This is a genomic window from Pseudomonas morbosilactucae, assembly GCF_023241665.1.
GTDB classification, from domain to species: Bacteria; Pseudomonadota; Gammaproteobacteria; order Pseudomonadales; family Pseudomonadaceae; genus Aquipseudomonas; species Aquipseudomonas morbosilactucae.
This window is the reverse complement of the sequence record NZ_JALQCX010000018.1, coordinates 47,406-69,231: the sequence shown is the minus strand read 5'-3', so window position 1 is coordinate 69,231 and position 21,826 is coordinate 47,406. Positions and strand designations below refer to the sequence as shown.

The 21,826-nt window shown below is 61.3% G+C and carries 22 protein-coding genes; 11 read left to right on the top strand and 11 right to left on the bottom strand.

All coding sequences use genetic code 11. The annotated features are described in order from the left end of the window. Positions 1–18 precede the first annotated feature (18 nt). From rodA to M1B35_RS11330, 8 genes are all read left to right on the top strand, one after another. Positions 19–1,122, top strand: coding sequence for a rod shape-determining protein RodA (gene rodA / locus M1B35_RS11365; RefSeq protein WP_185039334.1), 1,104 nt, complete (start codon positions 19–21; stop codon positions 1,120–1,122). A gap of 17 nt (positions 1,123–1,139) precedes the next feature. After that, positions 1,140–2,150, top strand: coding sequence for a lytic murein transglycosylase B (mltB, locus tag M1B35_RS11360; protein WP_123334678.1), 1,011 nt, complete (start codon positions 1,140–1,142; stop codon positions 2,148–2,150). Continuing rightward, positions 2,150–3,157 (top strand): septal ring lytic transglycosylase RlpA family protein, encoded by a 1,008-nt coding sequence (locus M1B35_RS11355; RefSeq protein WP_123334680.1) that lies wholly within the window; start codon positions 2,150–2,152, stop codon positions 3,155–3,157. The genes mltB and M1B35_RS11355 overlap by 1 nt, the downstream gene beginning before the upstream one ends. Positions 3,158–3,340: 183 nt before the next feature. Beyond that, positions 3,341–4,498: a D-alanyl-D-alanine carboxypeptidase family protein gene (locus tag M1B35_RS11350; protein WP_123334682.1), complete on the top strand. Its 1,158-nt coding sequence runs from the start codon at positions 3,341–3,343 to the stop codon at positions 4,496–4,498. An 81-nt stretch (positions 4,499–4,579) separates the two neighbouring features. Next, complete coding sequence (locus tag M1B35_RS11345) at positions 4,580–4,855, top strand: DUF493 domain-containing protein (protein ID WP_123334996.1); 276 nt, start codon at positions 4,580–4,582, stop codon at positions 4,853–4,855. Next, a complete protein-coding gene (gene lipB, locus M1B35_RS11340) occupies positions 4,855–5,502 on the top strand; it encodes a lipoyl(octanoyl) transferase LipB (protein WP_123334684.1) in 648 nt (215 codons plus the stop codon). Before M1B35_RS11345 ends, lipB begins: the two co-directional genes overlap by 1 nt. A 31-nt stretch (positions 5,503–5,533) precedes the next feature. Continuing rightward, positions 5,534–6,526: a lipoyl synthase gene (gene lipA / locus M1B35_RS11335; RefSeq protein ID WP_185039335.1), complete on the top strand. Its 993-nt coding sequence runs from the start codon at positions 5,534–5,536 to the stop codon at positions 6,524–6,526. Between the two features lie 162 nt (positions 6,527–6,688). Continuing rightward, positions 6,689–7,636, top strand: a complete 948-nt coding sequence (locus tag M1B35_RS11330) for a S66 peptidase family protein (RefSeq protein ID WP_268261968.1) — start codon at positions 6,689–6,691, stop codon at positions 7,634–7,636. A gap of 44 nt (positions 7,637–7,680) precedes the next feature. On the opposite strand, the gene M1B35_RS11325 is transcribed toward M1B35_RS11330, so the two are convergent. The 5 genes from M1B35_RS11325 to leuS form a co-directional block, all read right to left on the bottom strand. After that, positions 7,681–9,003, bottom strand: a complete 1,323-nt coding sequence (locus tag M1B35_RS11325; protein WP_268261967.1) for a lytic murein transglycosylase — start codon at positions 9,001–9,003, stop codon at positions 7,681–7,683. A gap of 61 nt (positions 9,004–9,064) precedes the next feature. Next, complete coding sequence (arfA, locus tag M1B35_RS11320) at positions 9,065–9,226, bottom strand: alternative ribosome rescue factor ArfA (protein WP_020295286.1); 162 nt, start codon at positions 9,224–9,226, stop codon at positions 9,065–9,067. 109 nt (positions 9,227–9,335) lie between these two features. Further along, positions 9,336–10,373 (bottom strand): DNA polymerase III subunit delta, encoded by a 1,038-nt coding sequence (gene holA / locus M1B35_RS11315; protein ID WP_123334692.1) that lies wholly within the window; start codon positions 10,371–10,373, stop codon positions 9,336–9,338. A 39-nt stretch (positions 10,374–10,412) separates the two neighbouring features. Beyond that, positions 10,413–11,018: an LPS-assembly lipoprotein LptE gene (locus M1B35_RS11310; protein WP_123334694.1), complete on the bottom strand. Its 606-nt coding sequence runs from the start codon at positions 11,016–11,018 to the stop codon at positions 10,413–10,415. Between the two features lie 89 nt (positions 11,019–11,107). Beyond that, positions 11,108–13,714 carry a leucine--tRNA ligase gene (gene leuS / locus M1B35_RS11305; protein ID WP_123334696.1) on the bottom strand — a complete coding sequence of 869 codons (2,607 nt, stop codon included), beginning with the start codon at positions 13,712–13,714 and terminating at the stop codon, positions 11,108–11,110. 260 nt (positions 13,715–13,974) lie between these two features. On the opposite strand from leuS, the gene M1B35_RS11300 reads away from it, so the two are divergent. After that, positions 13,975–14,292, top strand: coding sequence for a hypothetical protein (locus tag M1B35_RS11300; protein WP_123334698.1), 318 nt, complete (start codon positions 13,975–13,977; stop codon positions 14,290–14,292). A gap of 142 nt (positions 14,293–14,434) precedes the next feature. Further along, a complete protein-coding gene (locus tag M1B35_RS11295) occupies positions 14,435–15,196 on the top strand; it encodes a YdcF family protein (RefSeq protein ID WP_268261966.1) in 762 nt (253 codons plus the stop codon). A gap of 67 nt (positions 15,197–15,263) precedes the next feature. On the opposite strand, the gene lnt is transcribed toward M1B35_RS11295, so the two are convergent. The 5 genes from lnt to miaB form a co-directional block, all read right to left on the bottom strand. Then, complete coding sequence (gene lnt, locus M1B35_RS11290; RefSeq protein WP_268261965.1) at positions 15,264–16,787, bottom strand: apolipoprotein N-acyltransferase; 1,524 nt, start codon at positions 16,785–16,787, stop codon at positions 15,264–15,266. Positions 16,788–16,795: 8 nt separating this feature from the next. Beyond that, a complete protein-coding gene (locus M1B35_RS11285) occupies positions 16,796–17,635 on the bottom strand; it encodes an HlyC/CorC family transporter (RefSeq protein ID WP_123334703.1) in 840 nt (279 codons plus the stop codon). 41 nt (positions 17,636–17,676) lie between these two features. Next, positions 17,677–18,135 (bottom strand): rRNA maturation RNase YbeY, encoded by a 459-nt coding sequence (gene ybeY / locus M1B35_RS11280; RefSeq protein WP_268261964.1) that lies wholly within the window; start codon positions 18,133–18,135, stop codon positions 17,677–17,679. Further along, the gene (locus tag M1B35_RS11275) at positions 18,128–19,147 is read right to left on the bottom strand and encodes a PhoH family protein (RefSeq protein ID WP_123334707.1); all 1,020 of its coding nucleotides are present in this window, start codon (positions 19,145–19,147) and stop codon (positions 18,128–18,130) included. The genes ybeY and M1B35_RS11275 overlap by 8 nt, the downstream gene beginning before the upstream one ends. Positions 19,148–19,321: 174 nt before the next feature. Beyond that, positions 19,322–20,653, bottom strand: a complete 1,332-nt coding sequence (gene miaB / locus M1B35_RS11270; protein ID WP_185039337.1) for a tRNA (N6-isopentenyl adenosine(37)-C2)-methylthiotransferase MiaB — start codon at positions 20,651–20,653, stop codon at positions 19,322–19,324. Between the two features lie 135 nt (positions 20,654–20,788). Between miaB and M1B35_RS11265 the strand changes: the two genes are divergently transcribed. Further along, positions 20,789–21,115, top strand: coding sequence for a DUF1820 family protein (locus tag M1B35_RS11265; protein ID WP_020295297.1), 327 nt, complete (start codon positions 20,789–20,791; stop codon positions 21,113–21,115). Between the two features lie 76 nt (positions 21,116–21,191). Here M1B35_RS11265 and M1B35_RS11260 read toward each other — a convergent pair whose 3' ends face one another. Next, complete coding sequence (locus M1B35_RS11260; protein ID WP_268261963.1) at positions 21,192–21,746, bottom strand: tetratricopeptide repeat protein; 555 nt, start codon at positions 21,744–21,746, stop codon at positions 21,192–21,194. Between the last annotated feature and the right edge of the window lie 80 nt (positions 21,747–21,826).

The window sequence follows — 21,826 nt, the reverse complement described above, 5'->3', positions numbered from 1 at the left end:
CTCTCCAGCGAGGATGTGATGCGTCGCCGCGCGACGCTGTTGCAACGCATGCACATCGATGGACCGTTGCTGGTCCTGTTGCTGACCCTGGCGGCAGGCAGCCTGTTTGTCCTCTATTCGGCTAGTGGCAAAAGCTGGGACTTGCTGGCCAAGCAGGCCACGTCCTTCGGTATCGGCCTGGTCTCAATGGTGGTCATCGCGCAGTTCGAACCGCGCTTCATGGCGCGCTGGGTGCCCCTGGCCTACGTGTTCGGCGTGGTGTTGCTGGTGGTGGTGGACGTCATGGGCCACAACGCCATGGGCGCGACCCGCTGGATCAATATCCCCGGGGTCATTCGCTTCCAGCCGTCGGAATTCATGAAGATCATCATGCCGGCGACCATTGCCTGGTACCTGGCCAAGCGCACCTTGCCGCCCCAGCTCAAGCATGTGGGCATCAGCCTGGCGTTGATCGGTATTCCCTTTATCCTCATCGTGCGCCAGCCGGACCTCGGTACCGGCCTGCTGATTCTTGCCGGTGGCGCCTTCGTGCTGTTCATGGGTGGCCTGCGCTGGCGCTGGATCCTCAGCGTGCTGGCGGCGGCCGTGCCGGTGGCGGTGGCCATGTGGTTCTTTGTCATGCACGACTATCAGAAGCAGCGGGTGCTGACGTTCCTCGATCCGGAAAGCGATCCGCTGGGCACGGGCTGGAACATCATTCAGTCCAAGGCCGCCATCGGTTCCGGCGGTGTCTTCGGCAAAGGCTGGTTGCTGGGGACCCAGTCCCACCTGGACTTCCTGCCAGAGAGCCACACCGACTTTATTATTGCGGTCATGGGCGAGGAGTTCGGCCTGGTAGGCATTTGCGCGCTGTTGCTGATCTACCTGTTGCTGATCGGCCGTGGCCTGGTGATCACGGCCCAGGCGCAGACGTTGTTCGGCAAACTGCTCGCCGGTGCCCTGACCATGACGTTTTTTGTTTACGTTTTCGTCAACATCGGTATGGTCAGTGGCCTGTTGCCGGTTGTGGGGGTTCCGTTGCCGTTCATTAGCTACGGAGGAACTTCGTTGGTGACACTACTGTCAGCGTTTGGGGTTTTGATGTCGATCCATACCCATCGCAAGTGGATCGCGCAGGTTTGATTAAGGTGAAGAATTCAATGCAAGCAGTGCGTGGCTGGGCCGCTCGGTACACACCGTGGGTCGGTCTGGTAGGCATCCTGGGTGCAACGCAGCACGCGTTGGCCGGCGAATACGAAGGTTCGCCGCAAGTGGCCGAGTTCGTTGGCGAGATGACCCGCGACTACGGTTTCGCCGGTGAGCAGCTGATGGGGGTGTTCCGCGAGGCTGAGCGCAAACAGGCGATCCTCGATGCGATTTCCCGTCCGGCTGAGCGGGTCAAGCAGTGGAAAGAATACCGCCCGATGTTCATCACCGACGCGCGCATTGCCCGTGGGGTGGACTTCTGGCGTCAGCACGAGGCCGTATTGGCCCGTGCCGAACAGGAATACGGCGTTCCGGCCCAGGTGATTGTGTCGATCATCGGCGTTGAGACCTTTTTTGGCCGCAATACTGGCAATTATCGGGTGATCGACGCCTTGTCGACCCTGGGCTTCGATTACCCGCCGCGGGCCGAGTTCTTCCGTAAGGAACTGCGCGAGTTCCTGTTGCTGGCCCGTGAAGAGCAGGTCGACCCGCTGACCCTCAAGGGCTCGTACGCCGGTGCCATGGGCTTGCCGCAATTCATGCCGAGCAGCTTTCGCGCCTACGCGGTGGATTTCGACGGTGATGGTCACATCAATATCTGGACCAACCCGGACGATGCCATCGGCAGCGTTGCCAGTTACTTCAAGCGCCATGGCTGGGTCTCCGGGGAACCGGTGGTCAGCCGCGCCGATGTGCGAGGCGATCAAGTGGACGAAGGCCTGACCACGGGCATCGAGCCGACGAAAACCGTCGGGGAGTTGCGAGCCCTGGGCTGGTCGAGTCATGATGCGCTGCGCGATGATATGCCGGTCACCGCTTTCCGCCTGGAAGGTGACAACGGCCCGGAATACTGGATGGGCCTGAAGAATTTCTATGCGATCACTCGCTATAACCGCAGCGTGATGTACGCCATGGCCGTACATCAGTTGTCTGAACAGCTGGTCCAAGCACGGGGCGTCAAGTAATGCGGGCATCGCCAATTCACAAACCCCTGAAGCTGGTGGCTTTTGCCGCGTTGTCCTTGCTGGTGGTCAGTTGCTCGACGAGTCGGGCGCCGCAGCAGAAATCATCGACTGCGGTCCGTTCGGCCCCCGGTTTGGATATCAACCGCGCCCACAAAGACGGTGCGCCGTGGTGGGACGTCGATGTCTCGCGGATTCCCGACGCCACGCCGACCCTGCATACCGGTCCTTATAAAGCCAACCCGTATACGGTGCTGGGCAAGACCTACTTCCCGATGGCCGAGTCCAAGAGCTACGTGGCTTCGGGCACGGCGTCCTGGTACGGCACCAAGTTCCATGGCCAGAACACCGCCAATGGCGAAGTCTACGACCTGTACGGCATGAGTGCCGCGCACAAGACCCTGCCGCTGCCGAGCTATGTCCGGGTGACCAACCTGGACAACAACAAGACCGTGATTCTGCGGGTCAACGACCGTGGGCCGTTCTACTCTGACCGTATTATCGACCTGTCCTACGCCGCCGCGAAGAAGCTTGGTTATGCCGAGACCGGCACTGCCCGGGTCAAGGTCGAGGGCATCGACCCTCAGGAATGGTGGGCCCAACGTGGTCGTCCAGCGCCGTTGATGCTCAACGAACCCAAGGTGGCGCAGAACAGCGCGCCGACGGTAACGGCTTCGACCGGTACGGTTGAGCAATGGACGCCACCGCCCCAGCAGCATGCGGCCGCCGTCGTGCCGGTGCAGCTTGATACCAAGAAAAGCGCATCTGCCGCCTCTGGCCAGTATCTCCAGGTCGGCGCCTTCGCCAACCCGGACGCTGCCGAGCTGCTGCGTTCGAAACTCAGCGGGATGGTGAGCGCTCCGGTGTTTATCAGCTCGATCGTGCGCAACCAACAGACCCTGCATCGGGTGCGCCTGGGGCCGTTTGGTACGCCGGGTGAGGCTCAGCAAGCGCAGAACAGTGTGCGCCTGGCCAACCTGGGGCAACCGAGCGTGGTCACTGCTGAGTAACTACTCTGAAAATTTAGGGTTCGCCTGCAGTATTGCGGGGTGGACCCAAGTTGTTGGCTCGCCGAACAACAAAAGCCCGGCAAGGGTCTGAGTGAACAACTGAATACGTGACAGCCTTTTAGCCGGCTGTCTGAATAGTTTTGCCCGTCAGGGCAAGTTTCCATTAGCAACTTCGAGAGACGGATGAACATCACCACCTTTGCCAAACGCCTGTGCCTGCTTGTCCCGCTGATCATCACGCCCGCTGCCTGGGCGGTCGAAGCCATGCCGTCGCCACCGCAATTGGCCGCCAAGTCCTATGTGCTCATGGACGCCAGCAGCGGTAACGTGCTGGTGGAGAACAACGGTGACCAGCGCCTGCCACCGGCCAGCCTGACCAAGTTGATGACGGCTTACATCGCGACCCTGGAAATCCGTCGCGGCCAGATCGGCGAAAACGATCCGGTGACCGTCAGCGAGAACGCCTGGCGTACCGGTGGTTCGCGGATGTTCATCAAGGTGGGTTCGCAAGTCACCGTCAGCGACCTGCTGCACGGGATCATCATTCAGTCGGGCAACGACGCCAGCGTAGCGGTGTCCGAGCACATCGCCGGCAGCGAAGACGCGTTCGCCGACATGATGAACAAGACGGCTACCGACCTGGGCATGAGCAACAGTCACTTCATGAACCCGACCGGGCTGCCGAACCCGGAGCATTACTCGTCGGCCCACGACATGGCCGTGCTGGCTCGCGCGATCATCCACGAAGACCCGGCCCACTACGCGATCTACTCGCAGAAAGAGTTCTTCTGGAACGGCATCAAGCAGCCTAACCGCAACCTGCTGCTGTGGCGCGACAAGACCGTTGATGGCCTGAAAACCGGTCACACCGATGAAGCGGGCTACTGCATGGTGTCTTCGGCCGTGCGTGACGGTATGCGCTTGATCGCCGTGGTCTTTGGCACCAACAGCGAACAGGCTCGTGCTGCTGAAACCCAGAAGCTGCTGACCTACGGCTTCCGTTTCTTCGAAACCCAGACCTTCTATCAGAAGGGCACCGAACTGGCTCAAGCGCCGGTCTGGAAGGGCACCACCAACCAAGTCAAGGCCGGCCTGGCTCAAGACCTGACCATGACCCTGCCAAAAGGCCAGCTGAAAAAGCTCGCCGCCAGCATGACCATGAACCCGCAACTGGTCGCGCCGATCGCCAAGGGTGACGTGATTGGTAAAGTCGAAGTCAAACTGGACGACAAGGTGGTGCACAGCGCCGACCTGATCGCTCTGGACGCGGTCGACGAAGGTGGTATCTTCCGCCGCATGTGGGATAGCATCCGTCTATTCTTCTACGGCTTGTTCAACTGATATTGTCGACCTGCATGGCCCTCGTTCTGAAGTAGAGCGGGGGCCATGTCCGTCGCCACGGCTTACGAGGCCGTTACTGCCATGACAGACACTGACGTTAAGTCGCACAAGATTGAGTTCCCCGTCGATGACTACCCGATCAAGGTGATCGGCGACACGGGTGTCGGCTTCAAGGACACCGTTATCGAGATTCTTGCCAAGTACGCCACGCTGGACATCAAGTCCCTGGCCGAGCGCCAGAGCAGCAACGGCAAGTACACCACCGTACAACTGCACATTACGGCCACCGGCGAAGACCAACTGCGTGACATCAATAGTGCCCTGCGCGCTACCGGTGTCGTGCACATGGTGCTGTGATGCCGCAAACGCTGGGCTTTCGCGAGCTGGGCCAGCAGGCCTACGAGCCGGTCTGGCAGGCCATGCAGCGTTTCACCAACGAACGCGGCAGCGACGCCCCGGATGAGGTGTGGCTGGTGCAGCACCCTCCGGTCTTCACTCAAGGCCAGGCGGGCAAGGCGGAACACCTGCTGATCCCGGGCAACATTCCGGTGGTGCAGGCCGACCGTGGCGGCCAGGTGACCTATCACGGTCCCGGGCAGTTGGTGGTCTACCTGTTGCTGGATGTCCGCCGCCTGGGCTTTGGCGTGCGCGAACTGGTCAGCCGCATGGAGCAGTGCCTGATCGAGTTATTGGCCAGTTATGGCGTGAGCGCGGCGGCCAAGCCTGATGCCCCGGGTGTTTACGTCGACGGGGCAAAGATTGCCTCCCTGGGCCTGCGCATACGTCGCGGCTGTTCCTTTCATGGCCTGGCCCTGAATGTGGACATGGACCTGGAGCCGTTTCGACGGATTAACCCCTGTGGCTACGCCGGCCTGGCGATGACCCAGCTGCGCGAGCACACAGGGCCGATTGAATTTGCCGAGGTAAGTGCCCGGCTGCGTGCGCAGCTCGTCAAACACCTCGACTACGCTGAGCAGACGACCCTAACGGGCGGAATCGACTGATATGACTACTGCGCAAGACGCTGTGCAAACCATGATCCCGACGCTGGATGTTACCGAGCGCCCGGCCCCACGTGCCAAGGTTGAGGCCGGCGTCAAGCTGCGCGGCGCCGAGAAGGTTGCGCGTATTCCGGTGAAGATCATTCCGACCACCGAACTGCCGAAGAAGCCCGACTGGATTCGCGTGCGTATTCCAGTCTCCCCAGAAGTCGACCGGATCAAGCAACTGCTGCGCAAGCACAAGCTGCACAGCGTGTGCGAAGAGGCATCCTGCCCGAACCTGGGGGAATGCTTCTCCGGTGGCACCGCGACCTTCATGATCATGGGTGACATCTGCACTCGTCGCTGCCCGTTCTGCGATGTGGGCCATGGCCGTCCGAAACCCCTGGACGTCAATGAGCCGGAAAGCCTGGCGATCGCCATCGCTGACCTGCGCCTGAAGTATGTGGTAATCACCTCGGTGGACCGTGACGATTTGCGTGACGGCGGTGCCCAGCACTTTGCCGACTGCATCCGCGAAATCCGCAAGTTGTCGCCGAACGTACAGCTCGAGACTCTGGTTCCCGATTACCGCGGCCGTATGGACGTGGCTCTGGAAATCACTGCCGCCGAGCCGCCGGATGTGTTCAACCACAACCTGGAAACCGTACCGCGCCTGTACAAGGCCGCGCGTCCGGGTTCGGACTATCAGTGGTCCCTGACTCTGCTGCAGAAGTTCAAGCAGATGGTGCCCCACGTTCCGACCAAATCCGGCCTGATGCTGGGCCTGGGCGAAACCGACGAGGAAGTCATCGAAGTCATGAAGCGCATGCGCGAACACGACATCGACATGCTGACCCTCGGCCAGTACCTGCAACCGTCCCGCAGCCACTTGCCGGTGCAGCGTTTTGTGCACCCGGATACCTTCGCCTGGTTCGCCGAGGAAGGTTACAAAATGGGCTTCAAGAACGTGGCTTCCGGCCCGCTGGTACGTTCCTCGTACCACGCCGATGAGCAAGCGAAGCTGGCGAAAAGCCTGCTGTCCTGATGTTGATCGCCCGCAAGGCTTTATGCCTTGCGGGCGTTTTTCATGACCTTTCTTCCCGTCCTTTCAGCGCATTCCTGCAGCGCTGCTGGCTGTCCAGCCTCTTCTGTTTAACCTCGTTCCTGTCTACTGTGCATGCTTGAAACCACACAGGGAGAACCATGGATGACTGTCCAAACCACCGTTGCTCTTCATGGGCTGCTGCCCGTGCCGGCCTTGGCTGCTGAAGGCGTCATCGGCTTGATTGCACCCGCCGGCCCGGCCGCGCTCGACACTGAAAAGGCTGCGCAATGGATGCGCTCCCGAGGCTATCGCTTGCGGGTTTTTCCTGGCGTCAGCGAGCAGGCCGGGTACCTGGCCGGCAGCGATGACGTACGGCTCAATGATTTGCATGCGGCCTTTGCCGATCCGGAGGTCGCCACCATCCTGTGCCTGCGCGGCGGTTATGGCAGCCCGCGGTTACTGGATCGGATCGACTTCGACCTGCTGAAACGCAACCCCAAGCCGTTTGTGGGCTACAGCGACATCACGGCATTGCATATGGCCATCAATCGCTATGCAGGGTTTGTGACCTTCCACGGGCCCATGCTCAATGCGGATTTGCTCGGGGGCAAGCAAGCGCCGACCGAAGCGTCTTTTCTCAACATGCTCCGGGGGCAGGTGAAGGCCGGAAGCGTCCTGAACCACCCCGTGGCCTACCCGTTGATCACCCTTGAGCCAGGAATTGCCCAGGGGCCGTTGGTAGGGGGCAACCTGTCGATGATTGCAGCGACGATGGGCACGCCTTACGAAATCGACACTGCGGGCGGCATTCTGTTTATTGAAGACGTCAACGAGCCGTTGTACCGCGTTGATCGGTTGCTCACCCACCTGCGTCTGGCCGGCAAGCTTGAGCCGTTACGGGGTGTGTTGGTCGGGGATGTGGCCGGTGTGGAGGCGGAGGCGCTGTACCGGCTGCTCAAGCAGACCTTTGGCGGCTTGCAGATACCGGTGCTGGCCGGTTGGCGCAGTGGTCACTGCGATCCGAACCTGACCTTGCCCCTGGGCGCGTTGGTCAGGCTGGATGCCGGGGCCAAGGAGCTTGCCCTGGCGCAGGACGTGGTGGTTCGCTGATGGCCCGCCTCTGCAGCGAGGGCGTACCCTCGCTGCAATGACGCTTAGCGGTTGCGCAGGCTTTCCAGGAGCTTGTGGGTCGGGTAGCCATCGGCCGGCCAGCCCTGGGATTGTTGGGCGCTGCGAATGGCCTTGCGGGTATTGGCGCCGATGATGCCGTCGGGGTTGCCGGCCTCGTAGCCATTGGCGTTGAGCAGGGTCTGCAAGTCGATCCGTTCGGAGCGGCTGAGGGGCAGGTCGTCTTTTGGCCAACTGCCATTGATCTGGCCGGAACCACTGAACCGCTCGGACAACAGGTTCACCGCCAGGGCGTAGGACGATGAGTTGTTGTACTTGAGCACTGCGCGGAAATTATCCAACAGCAGGAATGCCGGGCCGCGATAGCCCGCCGGCAACAGCAGGGTAGCCGACAGGTGCTCGGCACCGGCGGGAACCTGTCGATCGTTGGGCAGTGTCAGGCCCAGGCGCATCCATTCCGCCACCGGCTTGCGGATCACGCCATCGGCCAGGGCGTAGTCGAAGCCGCTGGCCAGTTGCACCTCAAATCCCCAGGGCTGGCCTTTTTGCCAGCCTGAGCTTTGCAGGTAATGGGCTGTCGAGGCCAGGGCATCGGCAGGGCTGTTCCAGATATCCCGTCGGCCGTCACCGTCAAAGTCCACAGCGTGGGTGTTGTAGGTGGTGGGGATGAACTGGGTCTGGCCCATGGCGCCGGCCCAGGAACCGAGCATTTTCTCGGGCAGAATGTCGCCGTGCTGGAGGATCTGCAGGGCTGCGATCAGTTGGCTGTTGGCGAAGCCCGGGCGCCGGCCTTCGTAGGCGAGGGTGGCCAGGGAGCGAATCACCGATTTGTTGCCCTGGAACTCGCCGAAATTGCTCTCCATTCCCCAGACCGCCACCAACGCTTGGCGATCAACGCCATAACGCTGCTCGATCCGTTGCAGGATATCGGCGTATTGATTGAGCAGGGCCTGGCCTTTACGCACGCGTACGGGCGACAGGGCACCGTCCAGGTACTCCCAGACCGGGCGACTGAACTCTGGCTGACTGCGGTCGGCTTTGATCACTCCCATGTCCGGGGTAATGCCGGTGAATACGCGGTCGAACAGGTCGGCTTGAATGCCTGCATTCAGGGCTTCGACGCGAAAAGCGGCCTGCCACTCGGCGAAGGTCTGGGTCGGCTGGATATCCAGGTTGTCGACGTTGAGAGGGGCAACGGTGGCGGGAGCGACCAGGGGCGCGGCTTGAATGTTTGGCAAAGGCTGGGCATCTGCGGCGGTAGGCTTTTCCGCGCAGGCGACAAGCAGAATCAGGCTGGAGGCAGCAATCAGTTGGCGTAGGTGCCAACGACGGGAAAGACAAAAGGGCATGCACAGGTCCAGAGAATACGAATCAGGTGCAGACCTTATCACGCCAATGGGGTTCTGGGCTTCAGGCGGCCAGAAAGTAAGAAGCCTCCCAGCTTTTAGACTGGAAGGCTTCGCGGCGGTAGCTGCCTTTGCCTTTGGCCGGTTGTTCCTGGCGGCTGCGGAACAAGGGCTGGGCAATGATGGATTTGGCCTTGTTGGGGCCATGCTTGGATGGCTTGCTCATGCTGGTATCTCTCTATGGGGAGGGGAGTGCGGCGCAAATCATCGGCCAGACTGCGGTCGCTGTCCAGTCCCTTTTGGGGCCTGTCAGCAGTGGCAAGGGGGCGTCGGGATTACTCGGCTGGCAAGGCCAGGCGCTGGCCTGCCATCAACAGCGACAGGCGGCTCAGGCTGCTCCATGGCGAACCTGCGGCCTGCCCCTTGATCTGTGCATCAATACGCTGGGCATCTAGCAGCAGCAGGCCCCAGCGCTGCGCCGAGTAGCGCTGCAGAGCCTTGCTCATCAGGGGTTTGCGTTTGTCCCAGACGGGTGGGCGGGCCTGGCTGAACACTTTGTCCAGCGGCACGCCCTGGCTGAATTGCAACGAGAGGTTGGCCAATAGGCGCAATTCCCGAGACAGGGCCCAGAGAATCACTGGCGGTTCGACACCCTCACCGCGCAAGCCTTCGAGCATGCGCAGGGCATGGGCCGCCTCGCCATTGAGGATTGCGTCCACCAGGCCGAAGACATCGAAGCGCGCACTGTCGGCCACGGCGCCCTGCACCGTCTCGACGGTGATCTGGCCACCCTCGGCCATCAACTTGAGCTTTTCGATTTCCTGGGCGGCGGCCAGCAGGTTGCCTTCGACCCGGGCTGCAATCAGTTCCACCGCGTCCTGGCTGGCCGAGAGTCCGGCCTGGGACAGGCGTTGGCGAATCCACTGCGGCAGTTGGTTGGCGTCCACCGGCCAGATCTGCACGAACTGGGTTTGCGCGCCCTCGACCAGGGCCTTGCCCCATTTGGTCTTTTGCGCGCTGCCGTCGAGCTTGGGCAGACTGATCAGCAGCAAGGTGTCTTCGGCGGGGCGTGAACAGTATTCGATCAGCGCCGCAGCGCCCTTGTCCCCGGGTTTGCCGGACGGCAGGCGCAGTTCCAGCAGGCGCTTTTCGGCGAACAGCGACATGCTGGCGCCGGCTTGCAGCAGCGTGCCCCAGTCGAAACTGGCGTCGGCGCTGAACACCTGGCGTTCGTCAAAGCCCTGCTGGCGAGCGGCAGTGCGGATGGCGTCGGCGGCTTCCTGACACAGCAACGGGTCGTCGCCGCTGATCACGTAGACCGGCGCGAGGTTACCTTGCAGGTGTTTGCTGATTTGGGCGGGGGCGAGTTTCATAGAAGTTTGCGAGCGGGGCGCCTGGGCGCCCCACACGGCTTACTGATTCGGCAGTTGCATAGGCGACTGTTGCGGGGTTTCCGCTTCAGCCTTCTGTGCTGCTTCCAATGCATCGGCTTCAGCTTTGGCTTTGGCTTGGGCAACTTGCTGCATTTCTTCCAGTTGTTGCGGGGTCAGCAGTTGCAGGCGCAGGATCATCCGTTGCACTAGGTCACGACGCATTTCCTTGCGAGTTTCCGCCGATTCCTGGTCGGAGCCGGTGAGGTTGTTACCGTCGTGGAGATAGACTTTCTGCACTTGCAGTTTGTCTTGGAGCAGCAGCAGTTTGTCATGCGTGCTGATCTGGTAGGTGAGGATGCTGCTCAACTCATACTCGGCAGAGCGGCCGCCACTGGTGTAGCTCAGGCTGCGTCGAGACTCTTGCTCGCTGACCAGCGACAGCGTGTAGGGCGCGCCGGAGTGGACGCTGACACCGCTGTTTTGTAGGGCCTGGCGCAGTTGAGTCACGGTGGCGCCGTAGGTGTCACGCGCCTTGAGGTCGAGTTCCTTGATCGTCAGATCAGAGTTGCCGGTGCCGCGCAGTTGAAAGCCGCACGCGCTCAGCATCACGGCCAGGCCGATCACCAGCAGGTTACGTTTGATCATGTAATGCTCCCCTTGAAACCATGTGGGCCGACGTGGCGGCCCCGGAGGTTTTGTTCGGCGCCCGATCCCGGATCGGCCGCCTGATCCAATTAGCTAGCGACGATGTTGACCAGTTTGCCGGGTACGACAATGACCTTGCGAATGGTCAGGCCTTCGGTGAAACGCAGCACGTTTTCGTTGCTGCGTGCCGCGGTTTCGACTTCTTCACGGCTGGCGCTGGCAGGCATGTCGATCTGGCCGCGCAGCTTGCCGTTGACCTGAATCACCAGTTGCAGACTGTCCTGCACCAGCGCGCTTTCATCCAGCACCGGCCAGCCGGCGTCGATCACCGGGTCGGCGTGACCCAGGCGATTCCACAGCTCGTGGCTGATGTGCGGGGTGATCGGCGCCAGCAGCAAGGTCACGGTTTCCAGACCTTCCTGAACCAGTGCGCGATCCTGCTCGGTACCTTGCGGGGCTTTTTCCAACACGTTCATCAGCGTCATCACCTGGGCGATGGCGGTGTTGAATTTGTGGTTCTGGCCCACGTCGTGGCTGGCCTGCTTGATAGCTTGGTGGATCGAGCGGCGAATGGCTTTCTGCTCGTCGTTCAGGCCGGCGATGTCCAGTGTGCCCGGCAGGCCCTGGGTGACATGAGCTTGAGCCAGACGCCAGACGCGCTTGAGGAAACGGTGCGAGCCTTCCACGCCTGAGTCCGACCATTCGGCGCTCATGTCAGGTGGCGAGGCGAACATCATGAACAGGCGGCAGGTGTCAGCACCGAACTGGTCAATCATCGACTGTGGGTCGACGCCGTTGTTCTTCGACTTGGCCATCTTCTCGGTGCCGCCGATTTCCACCGGCAGGCCGTCCGCGATCAGCTTGGCGCTGATGACCTTGGCCTTGCTGTCGCGTTCGAGTTCGACGTCCGCCGGGTTGAACCAGGTGTAGGCACCGTTGGCTTCACGACGGTAGTAGGTCTCGGCGATCACCATGCCTTGGGTCAACAGGTTCTTGAATGGCTCGTTTGAGCTCACCAGGCCTTCGTCACGCATCAGCTTGTGGAAGAAGCGCGCGTAGAGCAGGTGCAGGATGGCGTGTTCGATACCGCCGATGTACTGGTCCACCGGCAGCCAATGGTCGGCTGCCGATTTTTCCACCAGGCCGCCTTCATAGTGCGGCGAGGCGTAGCGGGCGTAGTACCACGACGATTCGACGAAGGTGTCCATGGTGTCGGTTTCACGCTTGGCCGGTGCGCCGCATTTCGGGCAACTGCACTCGTAGAACTCGGGCATGCGTGCCAGGGGCGAACCGGCGCCGTCCGGCACCACATCTTCCGGCAGCACGACGGGCAATTGGTCTTCCGGCACCGGCACATCGCCGCAGCTGTCGCAGTGGATGATCGGGATCGGGCAGCCCCAGTAACGCTGACGGCTGATGCCCCAGTCGCGCAGGCGGAACTGGGTGCGTGACTGGCCGAGGTTTTTCTTCAGCAGGGCCACTTCCATGGCGTCGAAGGCGCCAGCGAAGTCCAGGCCGTCGAACTCACCGGAATTGATCAGCGTGCCGTGTTCGTTGTACGCGTCTTGCCAAGGTGCCGGGTTCTCGTCGCCAGCGCTGGTGCGTACCACGGACTTGATCGGCAGGCTGTATTTGATGGCGAATTCGAAGTCGCGTTCGTCGTGGGCTGGAACCGCCATGACCGCGCCGTCGCCGTAGTGCATCAGTACGTAGTTGGCGACCCAGACCGGGAGTTTTTCACCGGTCAGCGGGTGCTCGACGAACAGCGACGTCGGCAGGCCTTTTTTCTCTTGGGTGGCGACGTCGGCTTCCGCCACGCTGCCGCCTTTGCATTCAGCGATAAATGCCTGCAACTCTGGGTTGTTCTGTGCGGCCAGGGTGGCCAGCGGGTGCTCGGCAGCCACCGCGACGTAGGTCGCGCCCATCAGGGTGTCCGGACGGGTGGTGAAGACTTTCAGCGCACCGGCTTCGCCAATGGAGGCCTGGTCGTAGGGGAACTGCACTTCCATGCCGCGGGATTTGCCGATCCAGTTGCGCTGCATGGTCTTGACCTGTTCAGGCCAGCCCGTCAACTCGTCGAGGCTCTCCAGCAGCTCATCCGCGTAGGCGGTGATCTTGAAGTAGTACATCGGGATTTCGCGCTTTTCGATCAGCGCGCCGGAACGCCAGCCGCGACCGTCGATCACCTGCTCGTTAGCCAGTACGGTCTGGTCCACTGGGTCCCAGTTGACGGTGCCGTTCTTGCGGTAGATCACGCCTTTCTCGAACAGGCGGGTGAACAGCCACTGCTCCCAGCGGTAGTAGTCCGGCTTGCAGGTGGTCACTTCGCGGGACCAGTCTACCGCCAGGCCCAGGCTGCGCAGCTGGGACTTCATGTAGGCGATGTTTTCGTAGGTCCACTTGGCGGGCGCTACGTTGTTCTTCATCGCTGCGTTTTCCGCCGGCATGCCGAAGGCGTCCCAACCCATGGGTTGCAGGACGTTCTTGCCTTGCATGCGCTGGTAGCGAGAGATCACGTCGCCGATGGTGTAGTTACGCACGTGCCCCATGTGTAGCTTGCCGCTGGGGTAAGGGAACATCGACAGGCAGTAGTAGGTTTCCTTGCCTGGCTGTTCGCTGACTTCAAAGGACTTTTGCTCATCCCAGAATGATTGGGCGGCGGCTTCGATTTCACGGGGCTGATATTGTTCGTGCATGGCTACTTATGAACTGAATAGGGGTGGCCTAATCCTCTTCAATGCAAGGTTGGGCAGTGATGACGCCAGAGACGGCGTTTTCGAGGCCCAGTCGAGCTGGAAGTGGAGTTACAGGAAGCGCCGTAGCATACATGACCGCGCTCCGCCGAGGGAAACCCTGATTGCGCGGGGCGGGCCGTTGGTCGCGGCACCCCGTTGCTTTCATCTGCACGACTAAGCTGAAAAAGGGGAGTGAGTCTTGTCTTCAGTGAGGTGAGCGGATGCCTGAGTCACAGCGAAAAGTAACAAAACCCGAGTTGTACGAAAGACTGATAGATCGACTGGCCCTGGCCCTGGATGCTGCAAAAGCGGCAAGTCGCTTGCGTGATGAGCGTCCTCTTGAGTTGGAATTGCGTGGCCTGAGTCGCGGCGAGTTTGAGTTGATCAGGGTGTATCTGGCCAGGAGTCAGCGCGAGACGCAGGCCAGTGTTCTGGAAAGCCTGAAGCAGCATGAGGCGCCCCGTTCGGCGCAGATCATCTGGTTGCAAGACCGGCAGCCCACAAGGGGCTCGGTCAAGGTCCGGTCTCGGCAGGTCTGATGCCTTCCCGCAGCCCATTCTGGCGTCTGGCCGGGTTCTTTATGATCAGGTTGATGATCGCTATCGGGCTTGGAAAATTGCGGGTTCCTGTTGTTGCATTGTCTCTATCCACTTAGGCTTCGGGCATCTTTGGAGATGCCCGATGCCCTTTCGTTACTTCATCAAGACCCTGCTTTTACCCCCCGGTGTTCTATTGCTGCTGTTGTTGCTTGCCTGGTGCTTGCGGCGTTCCCGACCGCGCTTGGCAGGGCTGTGCTTTGCCCTGGGGTTCGGGGGCTTTTGGTTGATGAGCTTGCCGGCGATGGTGCAGTGGGGGGGCGGGATGCTGGAGCAGGAGCCGCCGCTGCAGCGCAGCCAGTGGGCGACGTTGGCCGAGCACGCGGATGCCATTGTGGTACTGGGGTCGGGTCGGGAGCGGGGTGACCCGGCCTGGGGTTCCGATCAGCCGACGGGGGTTGGGCTTGAGCGCCAGCGTTATGCGGCGCGCCTGGCCAAGGCTTCCGGCTTGCCGTTGTTGACCAGTGGTGGCCTGCATTACGGCACCCCGCCCACGGAGGCGGCATTGATGGCGCAATCCTTGGCGGACGACTTTGGCGTCAGCGTGCGCTGGCAGGAAGGCCGGAGCCGTACGACCTGGGAGAACGCTCAGTTCAGTGCCGAGGAGCTGCTGCCCCAAGGCGTCAAGCGAGTGGTGGTGGTAACCCAGGCCTGGCATATGCCCCGTGCGGTCTGGAGTTTCGAGAAGGCTGGGTTCACTGTGGTGCCGGCGCCAGTGGGCTTTTTAGGCGGGGATGAGGCGTTGCCCATGGGCGGCTGGATGCCGGAGTTCAAGGCGATCTGGCAGAGTGGTCAGTTGCTGAACGAGGCAGTGGGCCAGGTCGGCTACAAATTGTTCTATCGCTGATGTTTTAACGCGGATCTAAGGCAGGCCGGCACCTTGAACTCAAGGTGCCGGCCTGCCGATCGTTGCCTCAGACGGTCTTGGCCATCCGGCTAGCCAGCAGCGCCCAGCCAAATAGCAGGCCACAGAGAATAATCAGCGGCCAGGAGCGCCATTGCAGGTATGGCGTGAGGTTGTGCATGGGCACCACTTCGCCGTAGAGAATGCCGCGTTCGAACTGTGGAATCTGTACAGTGATTTTGCCGAACGGATCGATCAGCCCGGTCACGCCGTTGTTGGTGGCGCGGATCATCCAGCGACCGGCTTCCAGGGCGCGCATCTGGGCCATCTGCAAGTGCTGCAAAGGGCCGATGGATGTACCGAACCAGGTGTCGTTGCTGATGGTCAGCAGCAGGTCGCTGCGTGCCGACAGGCTGGCGGCGAACTCCGGATACACCACTTCGTAGCAGATGAATGGCGCAATTTGATAGCCCTTGGCCTGTAGCAGCGCCTGGTCGCTTGGGCCCCGCGCGAAATCGGACATGGGCAGGTTGAAGAAGTCGATCAGGCCCCGTAGCAGGTCCTGCAAAGGCACGTATTCGCCAAAGGGCACCAGCTTTTGCTTGAGGTAGGTGCCGTCGCCTTCGCCGACCACGGTGATGCCGTTGAAGTAGCGTTTTTCATGGCGTACTTCCTGGCGAATCGGTACGCCGGTGATCAGCGCGGAATGCCGGTCAGAAGCGAAGTTGCCCATCATGTTCAGGTAGCCTTCCGCCGATTCCTTGAGCACCGGTACCGCGGTTTCAGGCCAGATCAGCAGGTCCACGCGCTTGGAGCTGAAGCTCATGTCGCGGTACAGCGCCAGTTGTGCGTTGAGCTGGGCCGGGTCCCATTTCATGCTCTGTTCGATGTTGCCCTGGATGGCGGCAACGGACAGGGGCTCGCCTGAGGGGCTGGTCCAGGCGTGGCCTTTAAGGGCCAGGCCGATGACCCACGGAGCGGCGAGCAACAGGGCGCCCGCGACGATAAAGGCTTTACGCCCGGCCTTGAATAGACGTGGCAGGTTGTACAGCAGGGCTGCGGTCAGGGCCAGGGAGAAGGAAATCAGCCACATTCCGCCCAGCGGAGCGAGCCCGGTCAGGGGGCCATCGAGCTGGCTGTAGCCCGAGTACAGCCAGGGGAACCCGGTCAGGAACCAGCCGCGGAATGCCTCTTGGCCGACCCACAGGGCGGCGAACGCCAGGGCGTCGGCCAGGGGCGCTTCGTTGCGCCGCAACCAGCGGGCCCAGAGCCAGGCGGGCAGGGCGAAGAACCAGGCAATGGCGGCGATAAACGCCAGCATCAGCAAACCTGCCAGCAGCGCCGAGGCGCCGCCGTAGGTGTGGATGCTGACGTAGATCCAACTGGTGCCCGCGCCGAACAGGCCGAAACCGAAACACCAGCCGCGACCTAGCGCCTGGCGGGGTGTGAGCTCGCGCAGGCCGGCATAGAAGAAGCCCACCGCCAACAAGGCCAGGGGCCAGATGTTGTAGGGCGCCAGGGCCAGGGTGGTGATTGCGCCAGCCGCCACGGCTAGCAGGTTACCGGGCCAGCCGGGGCGGGTTAAGCGCGACATGTGGATCCTTAGCGAGAGATAGGCGTCAGGCGCAGCAGGTGAATTCGACGGCTGTCGGCATTGAGGATGCGGAAACGGTAGGCGCCGATTTCAGTGATTTCATTGCGCTTGGGCAAATGCCCGAACGCGCTCATCACCAGCCCGCCAACGGTATCGAACTCGTCGTCGGAAAACTCGCTGTCGAAGAACTCGTTGAAGTTTTCGATCGGGGTCAGGGCCTTGATCAGGAAGTCGCCGCTGGGCAGTGGCTTGATGTAGCTGTCTTCCTCGACGTCGTGCTCGTCTTCGATGTCGCCGACAATCTGTTCCAGCACGTCTTCAATGGTCACCAGGCCGGCAACGCCGCCGTATTCGTCGATGACGATGGCCATGTGGTTGTGGTTGGCGCGGAACTCACGAAGCAGCACGTTCAGGCGCTTGGACTCGGGCACGAAGGTCGCCGGCCGCAGCAGGTCCTTGACGTTGAAGCTGTCGCCGTTCTCCTTGAGGATCAGCGGCAACAGGTCCTTGGCCAGGAGGACGCCCATCACGTCGTCGTGGCTTTCGCCGATCACCGGGTAGCGCGAGTGCGCGGAGTCGATGACGGCGGGAAGGAATTCCCGGGGTGTCTGGGTCGCCTTGATGCTGATCATCTGCGAGCGCGGGACCATGATGTCGCGCACTTGCAGGTCAGCCACCTGGATGGCGCCTTCGACGATGGCCAGCGCCTCGCTGTCCAGCAATTTGTTCTGATGGGCTTCACGCAGCAGCTCAAGAAGCTCCTGGCGGTTTTTCGGCTCATGGGCAAAAGCCTGGGTCAGTTTGCCCAGCCATGACTTTTGCCCGTTGCTCGATCGATCTTCGCTCATAGCGATTACTCTAAATCCTTGGTTGTTACAGGTGAGTGTTCTTAGGTTTCGTCGTCTGCATAAGGGTCCGGATGACCCAACTCTGCAAGCAACGTTCGTTCCAGTGCTTCCATTTCTTCGGCTTCGTCGTCATCTATATGGTCGTAACCCAGCAGATGCAAGCAGCCGTGAATGACTAGATGGGCCCAATGGGCCTGGAGTTCCTTGCCTTGTTCCGCCGCCTCGCGCGCCACCACCGGGATGCAGATCACCAGGTCGCCAAGCAGTGGGATGTCCAGCAACTCGTCCGGCACATCGGCCGGGAAGGACAGCACGTTGGTGGCGTAGTCTTTCTGGCGCCAGGTGTAGTTGAGCTCGCGGCCTTCCGGCTCGTCTACCAGGCGGATGGTCAGCTCGGAGTCGGCGCTGCGCTGGCGCAGGGCCAGTTCGCACCATTGGCGGAACTGGGCTTCGCTGGGGGCCGGCTGTTCGCTGGCCAGTTGCAGATCGAGCTCAAGCATCGCGGCGATTGCCTCGTTCCGAAACAGCCTGGGCTGCCTCTTCGTCCGCACGATGCTCGAAGCGCTCGTAGGCTTCGACGATGCGCTGCACCAACGGGTGGCGTACCACGTCCTTGGGCATGAAGTGGGTGAAGCTGATGCCCGGCACATCCTTGAGTACGTTGATCACCTGGGCCAGGCCGGACTTGGTGCCCTTGGGCAGGTCGACCTGGGTGATGTCACCCGTGATCACCGCCGTGGAGCCGAAGCCGATCCGGGTCAGGAACATCTTCATCTGTTCGACGGTGGTGTTCTGGCTTTCGTCGAGGATGATGAAGCTGTTGTTCAAGGTGCGGCCGCGCATGTAAGCCAGCGGGGCGATCTCGATCACCTGGCGCTCGATGAGCTTGGCTACGTACTCGAAGCCCAGCATCTCGTAGAGCGCGTCATACAGCGGGCGCAGGTAAGGGTCGATCTTCTGTGCCAGGTCGCCGGGCAGGAAACCGAGTTTCTCGCCAGCTTCCACCGCCGGGCGCACCAGCAGGATGCGTCGCACCTGCTCGCGCTCCAAAGCATCCACCGCGCAGGCCACGGCCAGGTAGGTCTTGCCGGTACCGGCCGGGCCGATGCCGAAGTTGATGTCGTTGCCGAGGATTTCCTTGACGTAGCGCTGCTGATTCAAGCCGCGGGGGCGAATCATGCCTTTTTTGGTACGCAAGGCGACGGCGGCGTCGGCCACCGAGGGGTTTTCCAGTTCTTCCACGGCGGATTCCTGCAGGTACAGGTGCACCAGCTCCGGCGACAGCTCGGTGGCTTTGGTTTCCCGATACAGACGGCGCAGAAGGGTTTCCGCGGAGGTGGTGTGTTTGGGGTCGCCAATCAGTTCGAATTGATTGCCGCGGTTGCGGATTTCGATGGCCAGGCGCTGTTCGATCAAGCGCAAATGCTCGTCGAATTGCCCGCACAGATTGGCGAAGCGGCGAGCCTCAAAGGGCTCGAGGATGAAACGATGAGGTTCTATGGGTGCGTTCAAGGTCGTTTATTAGCCGCCCGACGGCAATGAAAGTGAATTGAAGAATAACGCCAGTGGCCTGGGTGCGAAAGCTCTTATACGAAGCAATGTCTTTCCGCGCATTTTCTGTCTGCGCCAGCGGGCCGGAGCGGGCGTTCTCATGGACGCCATCGTCAGCCCGCCGGCCCCTTCAGGTCACTGCAACAGCAACGAGCCACGCAAGGAATGGGGTTGCGCCGCGTCGATATGCACATCGGCGAACTGGCCAATCAGGGTTGGGGTGTCGCAACGGAAGTTGACGATGCGGTTGTTCTCGGTCCGCCCTTGCAGTTCGCCCGGGTCTTTCTTCGAGTAATCCGTGACCAGGATGCGCTGGATGGTGCCGACCATTTGTCGGCTGATTTCGAAACCTTGCTGGTTCAGGCGGTGCTGCAGCGCATTGAGGCGCTCTTTCTTCAGCGCTTCCGGTGTGTCGTCCGCCAGGTCGGCGGCCGGAGTGCCCGGGCGCTGGCTGTAGACGAAGGAGTAGGAGAAATCCATGCCCACGTCCTCGATCAGTTTCATGGTCTGCTGGAAGTCTTTCTCGGTTTCCCCCGGGAAGCCGACGATAAAGTCCGAACTGATGCAGATGCCCGGCACCGCCGCGCGCAGTTTGCGCAACTTGGATTTGTACTCCAGGACGGTGTGGTTGCGTTTCATGGCCGCGAGAATCCGGTCCGAGCCCGACTGCACCGGCAAGTGCAGGTGTTTCACCAGCTCCGGGACTTCGGCGTGGGCCTGGATCAGGCTGTCGGAGAACTCCAGCGGGTGCGATGTGGTGTAGCGAATACGCTCGATGCCGTCGACGGCCGCGACCACGCGGATCAGTTCCGCCAGGTCCGCCAAGCGCCCGTCGTGGGTCAGGCCGCGGTAGCCGTTGACGTTCTGCCCCAGCAAGGTGACCTCGCGGACACCGTTTTCTGCCAGGTGAATGATCTCGGCGATCACGTCATCGAACGGTCGGCTGACCTCTTCACCGCGGGTGTAGGGCACCACGCAGAAGGTGCAGTACTTGCTGCAGCCTTCCATGACCGAGACGTAGGCGCTGGGGCCGTCGATACGGGGTTCGGGCAGGTGGTCGAACTTTTCGATTTCCGGGAATGAGACGTCGACTTGCGGCAGCTTGGTGGCGCGTGCGGCATCAATCATTTCCGGCAGGCGGTGCAGGGTTTGTGGGCCAAAGACCACGTCCACGTAGGGCGCCCGGTCGCGGATGGCGGCGCCTTCCTGGCTGGCCACGCAGCCACCGACGGCGATGACCATTTCCGGGTTGGCCAGCTTCAGCTCGCGCCAACGGCCCAGTTGGGAGTACACCCGGTCCTGGGCGCGCTCACGGATGGAGCAGGTATTGAGCAGAATGACGTCGGCATCTTCGGCGCGAGCAGTCACTTCCAGGGCCTGATGCTCACCCAGCAGATCCACCATGCGCGAGCTGTCGTACTCGTTCATCTGGCAACCGTGGGTTTCGATATATAGCTTCTTGGCCATGGACGGGGTCATCACGTGATTCAAAGAACCGCGCATTATAGAGTCCATGTCCGCAGGTTCCTAGCGTTGCGCATCGGGTAGCTATGCTATAGTTCGCGCCCTCTTTTATATCCCGCGATGTGTTACCCGCCCACCATGACCAAACGTGAAGCTCCAATCTACAAGGTGATTTTTCTCAACCAGGGCCAGGTGTTCGAAATGTACGCCAAGCAGATCTATCAAAGCGATCTGTGGGGTTTCCTGGAAGTGGAAGAGTTCGTCTTCGGCGAGCGCACGCAGGTGGTCGTCGACCCGAGCGAAGAGAAGCTCAAGGCCCAGTTCGAAGGCGTGGTACGCAGTTTTGTGCCGATGCATTCGATCGTGCGCATTGATGAAGTCGAGCGCCTGGGTACGCCGAAAATCAGCGAAGCCCGGGGCATGAGCAACGTCATGCCATTCCCGATGCCGATGCCTGAAAAATAGGCAGCCAAGGGCAGGCGCGCTCCGGTCTTTGATGCAGGAGTGGGCTTGCCGGCTTTGGCGTCAGGGGTGCTGCAATCTAAGGCAGGGGTGAGAAGGGCGAACGCCCATCGGCGCTCTGCAACTCCATCAGGTATTTGCGGAAGATCTGCCCCAGTACCTGGGTAGCGACTTCCAATTCATCACGCTGCATGTGTTCGGCGACCTCGTCGGCCGTATCCAGCGCGTCTTCGGCACCATTGACCGCCGCCATCTTCAGCACGATATAAGCCTGGACGTTATTGGCCGGCACGCCTTCACCGTGGAAGAACATGGTGCCGAGCTTGAACTGCGCCTGGGCGTGACCCTGCAGCGACGCTTTCTCGAAATAGCCCAAGGCCTGATTGAGATCGCGCTCGGTGGTTTTGCCTTCGTAGTAGAACTCGCCCAACTCGTATTGCGCTTGTGCATCCCCTTCATCAGACGCTTTCTGGCAGGCGGCCAAGGCCTCTGCCTGATCTTGTGGCTGAGTATTGAGGGTGCAACGGCCCATCGCTGGGATCAACAACGAGTTGCCGCCTGCTTGTGCGTGCGCGAGCAGGGGCTGAAGGAGCAACAGGCAGCCCAGTGCAAGGGCGCGGCCGGTGCGGTTCATGGGAATCGACTTACCTCTGAAGGGCGCGTGGACCCATCGAGGGATCCAATAAGCGCGCATTATGAAATAAGCAGGGCCAA

Excerpts from the sequence above, each read along its gene's own strand:
- M1B35_RS11330 (WP_268261968.1), top strand. The coding sequence starts at position 6,689 with ATGACTGTCCAAACCACCGTTGCTCTTCATGGGCTGCTGCCCGTGCCG.
- lipB (WP_123334684.1), top strand. The coding sequence starts at position 4,855 with ATGCCGCAAACGCTGGGCTTTCGCGAGCTGGGCCAGCAGGCCTACGAG.
- lnt (WP_268261965.1), bottom strand. The coding sequence starts at position 16,787 with ATGTCGCGCTTAACCCGCCCCGGCTGGCCCGGTAACCTGCTAGCCGTG.
- M1B35_RS11310 (WP_123334694.1), bottom strand. The coding sequence starts at position 11,018 with ATGATCAAACGTAACCTGCTGGTGATCGGCCTGGCCGTGATGCTGAGC.
- lipA (WP_185039335.1), top strand. The coding sequence starts at position 5,534 with ATGATCCCGACGCTGGATGTTACCGAGCGCCCGGCCCCACGTGCCAAG.
- leuS (WP_123334696.1), bottom strand. The coding sequence starts at position 13,714 with ATGCACGAACAATATCAGCCCCGTGAAATCGAAGCCGCCGCCCAATCA.
- mltB (WP_123334678.1), top strand. The coding sequence starts at position 1,140 with ATGCAAGCAGTGCGTGGCTGGGCCGCTCGGTACACACCGTGGGTCGGT.
- miaB (WP_185039337.1), bottom strand. The coding sequence starts at position 20,653 with ATGGCCAAGAAGCTATATATCGAAACCCACGGTTGCCAGATGAACGAG.
- M1B35_RS11260 (WP_268261963.1), bottom strand. The coding sequence starts at position 21,746 with ATGAACCGCACCGGCCGCGCCCTTGCACTGGGCTGCCTGTTGCTCCTT.
- M1B35_RS11350 (WP_123334682.1), top strand. The coding sequence starts at position 3,341 with ATGAACATCACCACCTTTGCCAAACGCCTGTGCCTGCTTGTCCCGCTG.
- M1B35_RS11355 (WP_123334680.1), top strand. The coding sequence starts at position 2,150 with ATGCGGGCATCGCCAATTCACAAACCCCTGAAGCTGGTGGCTTTTGCC.
- arfA (WP_020295286.1), bottom strand. The coding sequence starts at position 9,226 with ATGAGCAAGCCATCCAAGCATGGCCCCAACAAGGCCAAATCCATCATT.
- M1B35_RS11285 (WP_123334703.1), bottom strand. The coding sequence starts at position 17,635 with ATGAGCGAAGATCGATCGAGCAACGGGCAAAAGTCATGGCTGGGCAAA.
- rodA (WP_185039334.1), top strand. The coding sequence starts at position 19 with ATGCGTCGCCGCGCGACGCTGTTGCAACGCATGCACATCGATGGACCG.
- holA (WP_123334692.1), bottom strand. The coding sequence starts at position 10,373 with ATGAAACTCGCCCCCGCCCAAATCAGCAAACACCTGCAAGGTAACCTC.
- M1B35_RS11345 (WP_123334996.1), top strand. The coding sequence starts at position 4,580 with ATGACAGACACTGACGTTAAGTCGCACAAGATTGAGTTCCCCGTCGAT.
- M1B35_RS11265 (WP_020295297.1), top strand. The coding sequence starts at position 20,789 with ATGACCAAACGTGAAGCTCCAATCTACAAGGTGATTTTTCTCAACCAG.
- M1B35_RS11295 (WP_268261966.1), top strand. The coding sequence starts at position 14,435 with ATGCCCTTTCGTTACTTCATCAAGACCCTGCTTTTACCCCCCGGTGTT.
- ybeY (WP_268261964.1), bottom strand. The coding sequence starts at position 18,135 with ATGCTTGAGCTCGATCTGCAACTGGCCAGCGAACAGCCGGCCCCCAGC.
- M1B35_RS11325 (WP_268261967.1), bottom strand. The coding sequence starts at position 9,003 with ATGCCCTTTTGTCTTTCCCGTCGTTGGCACCTACGCCAACTGATTGCT.
- M1B35_RS11300 (WP_123334698.1), top strand. The coding sequence starts at position 13,975 with ATGCCTGAGTCACAGCGAAAAGTAACAAAACCCGAGTTGTACGAAAGA.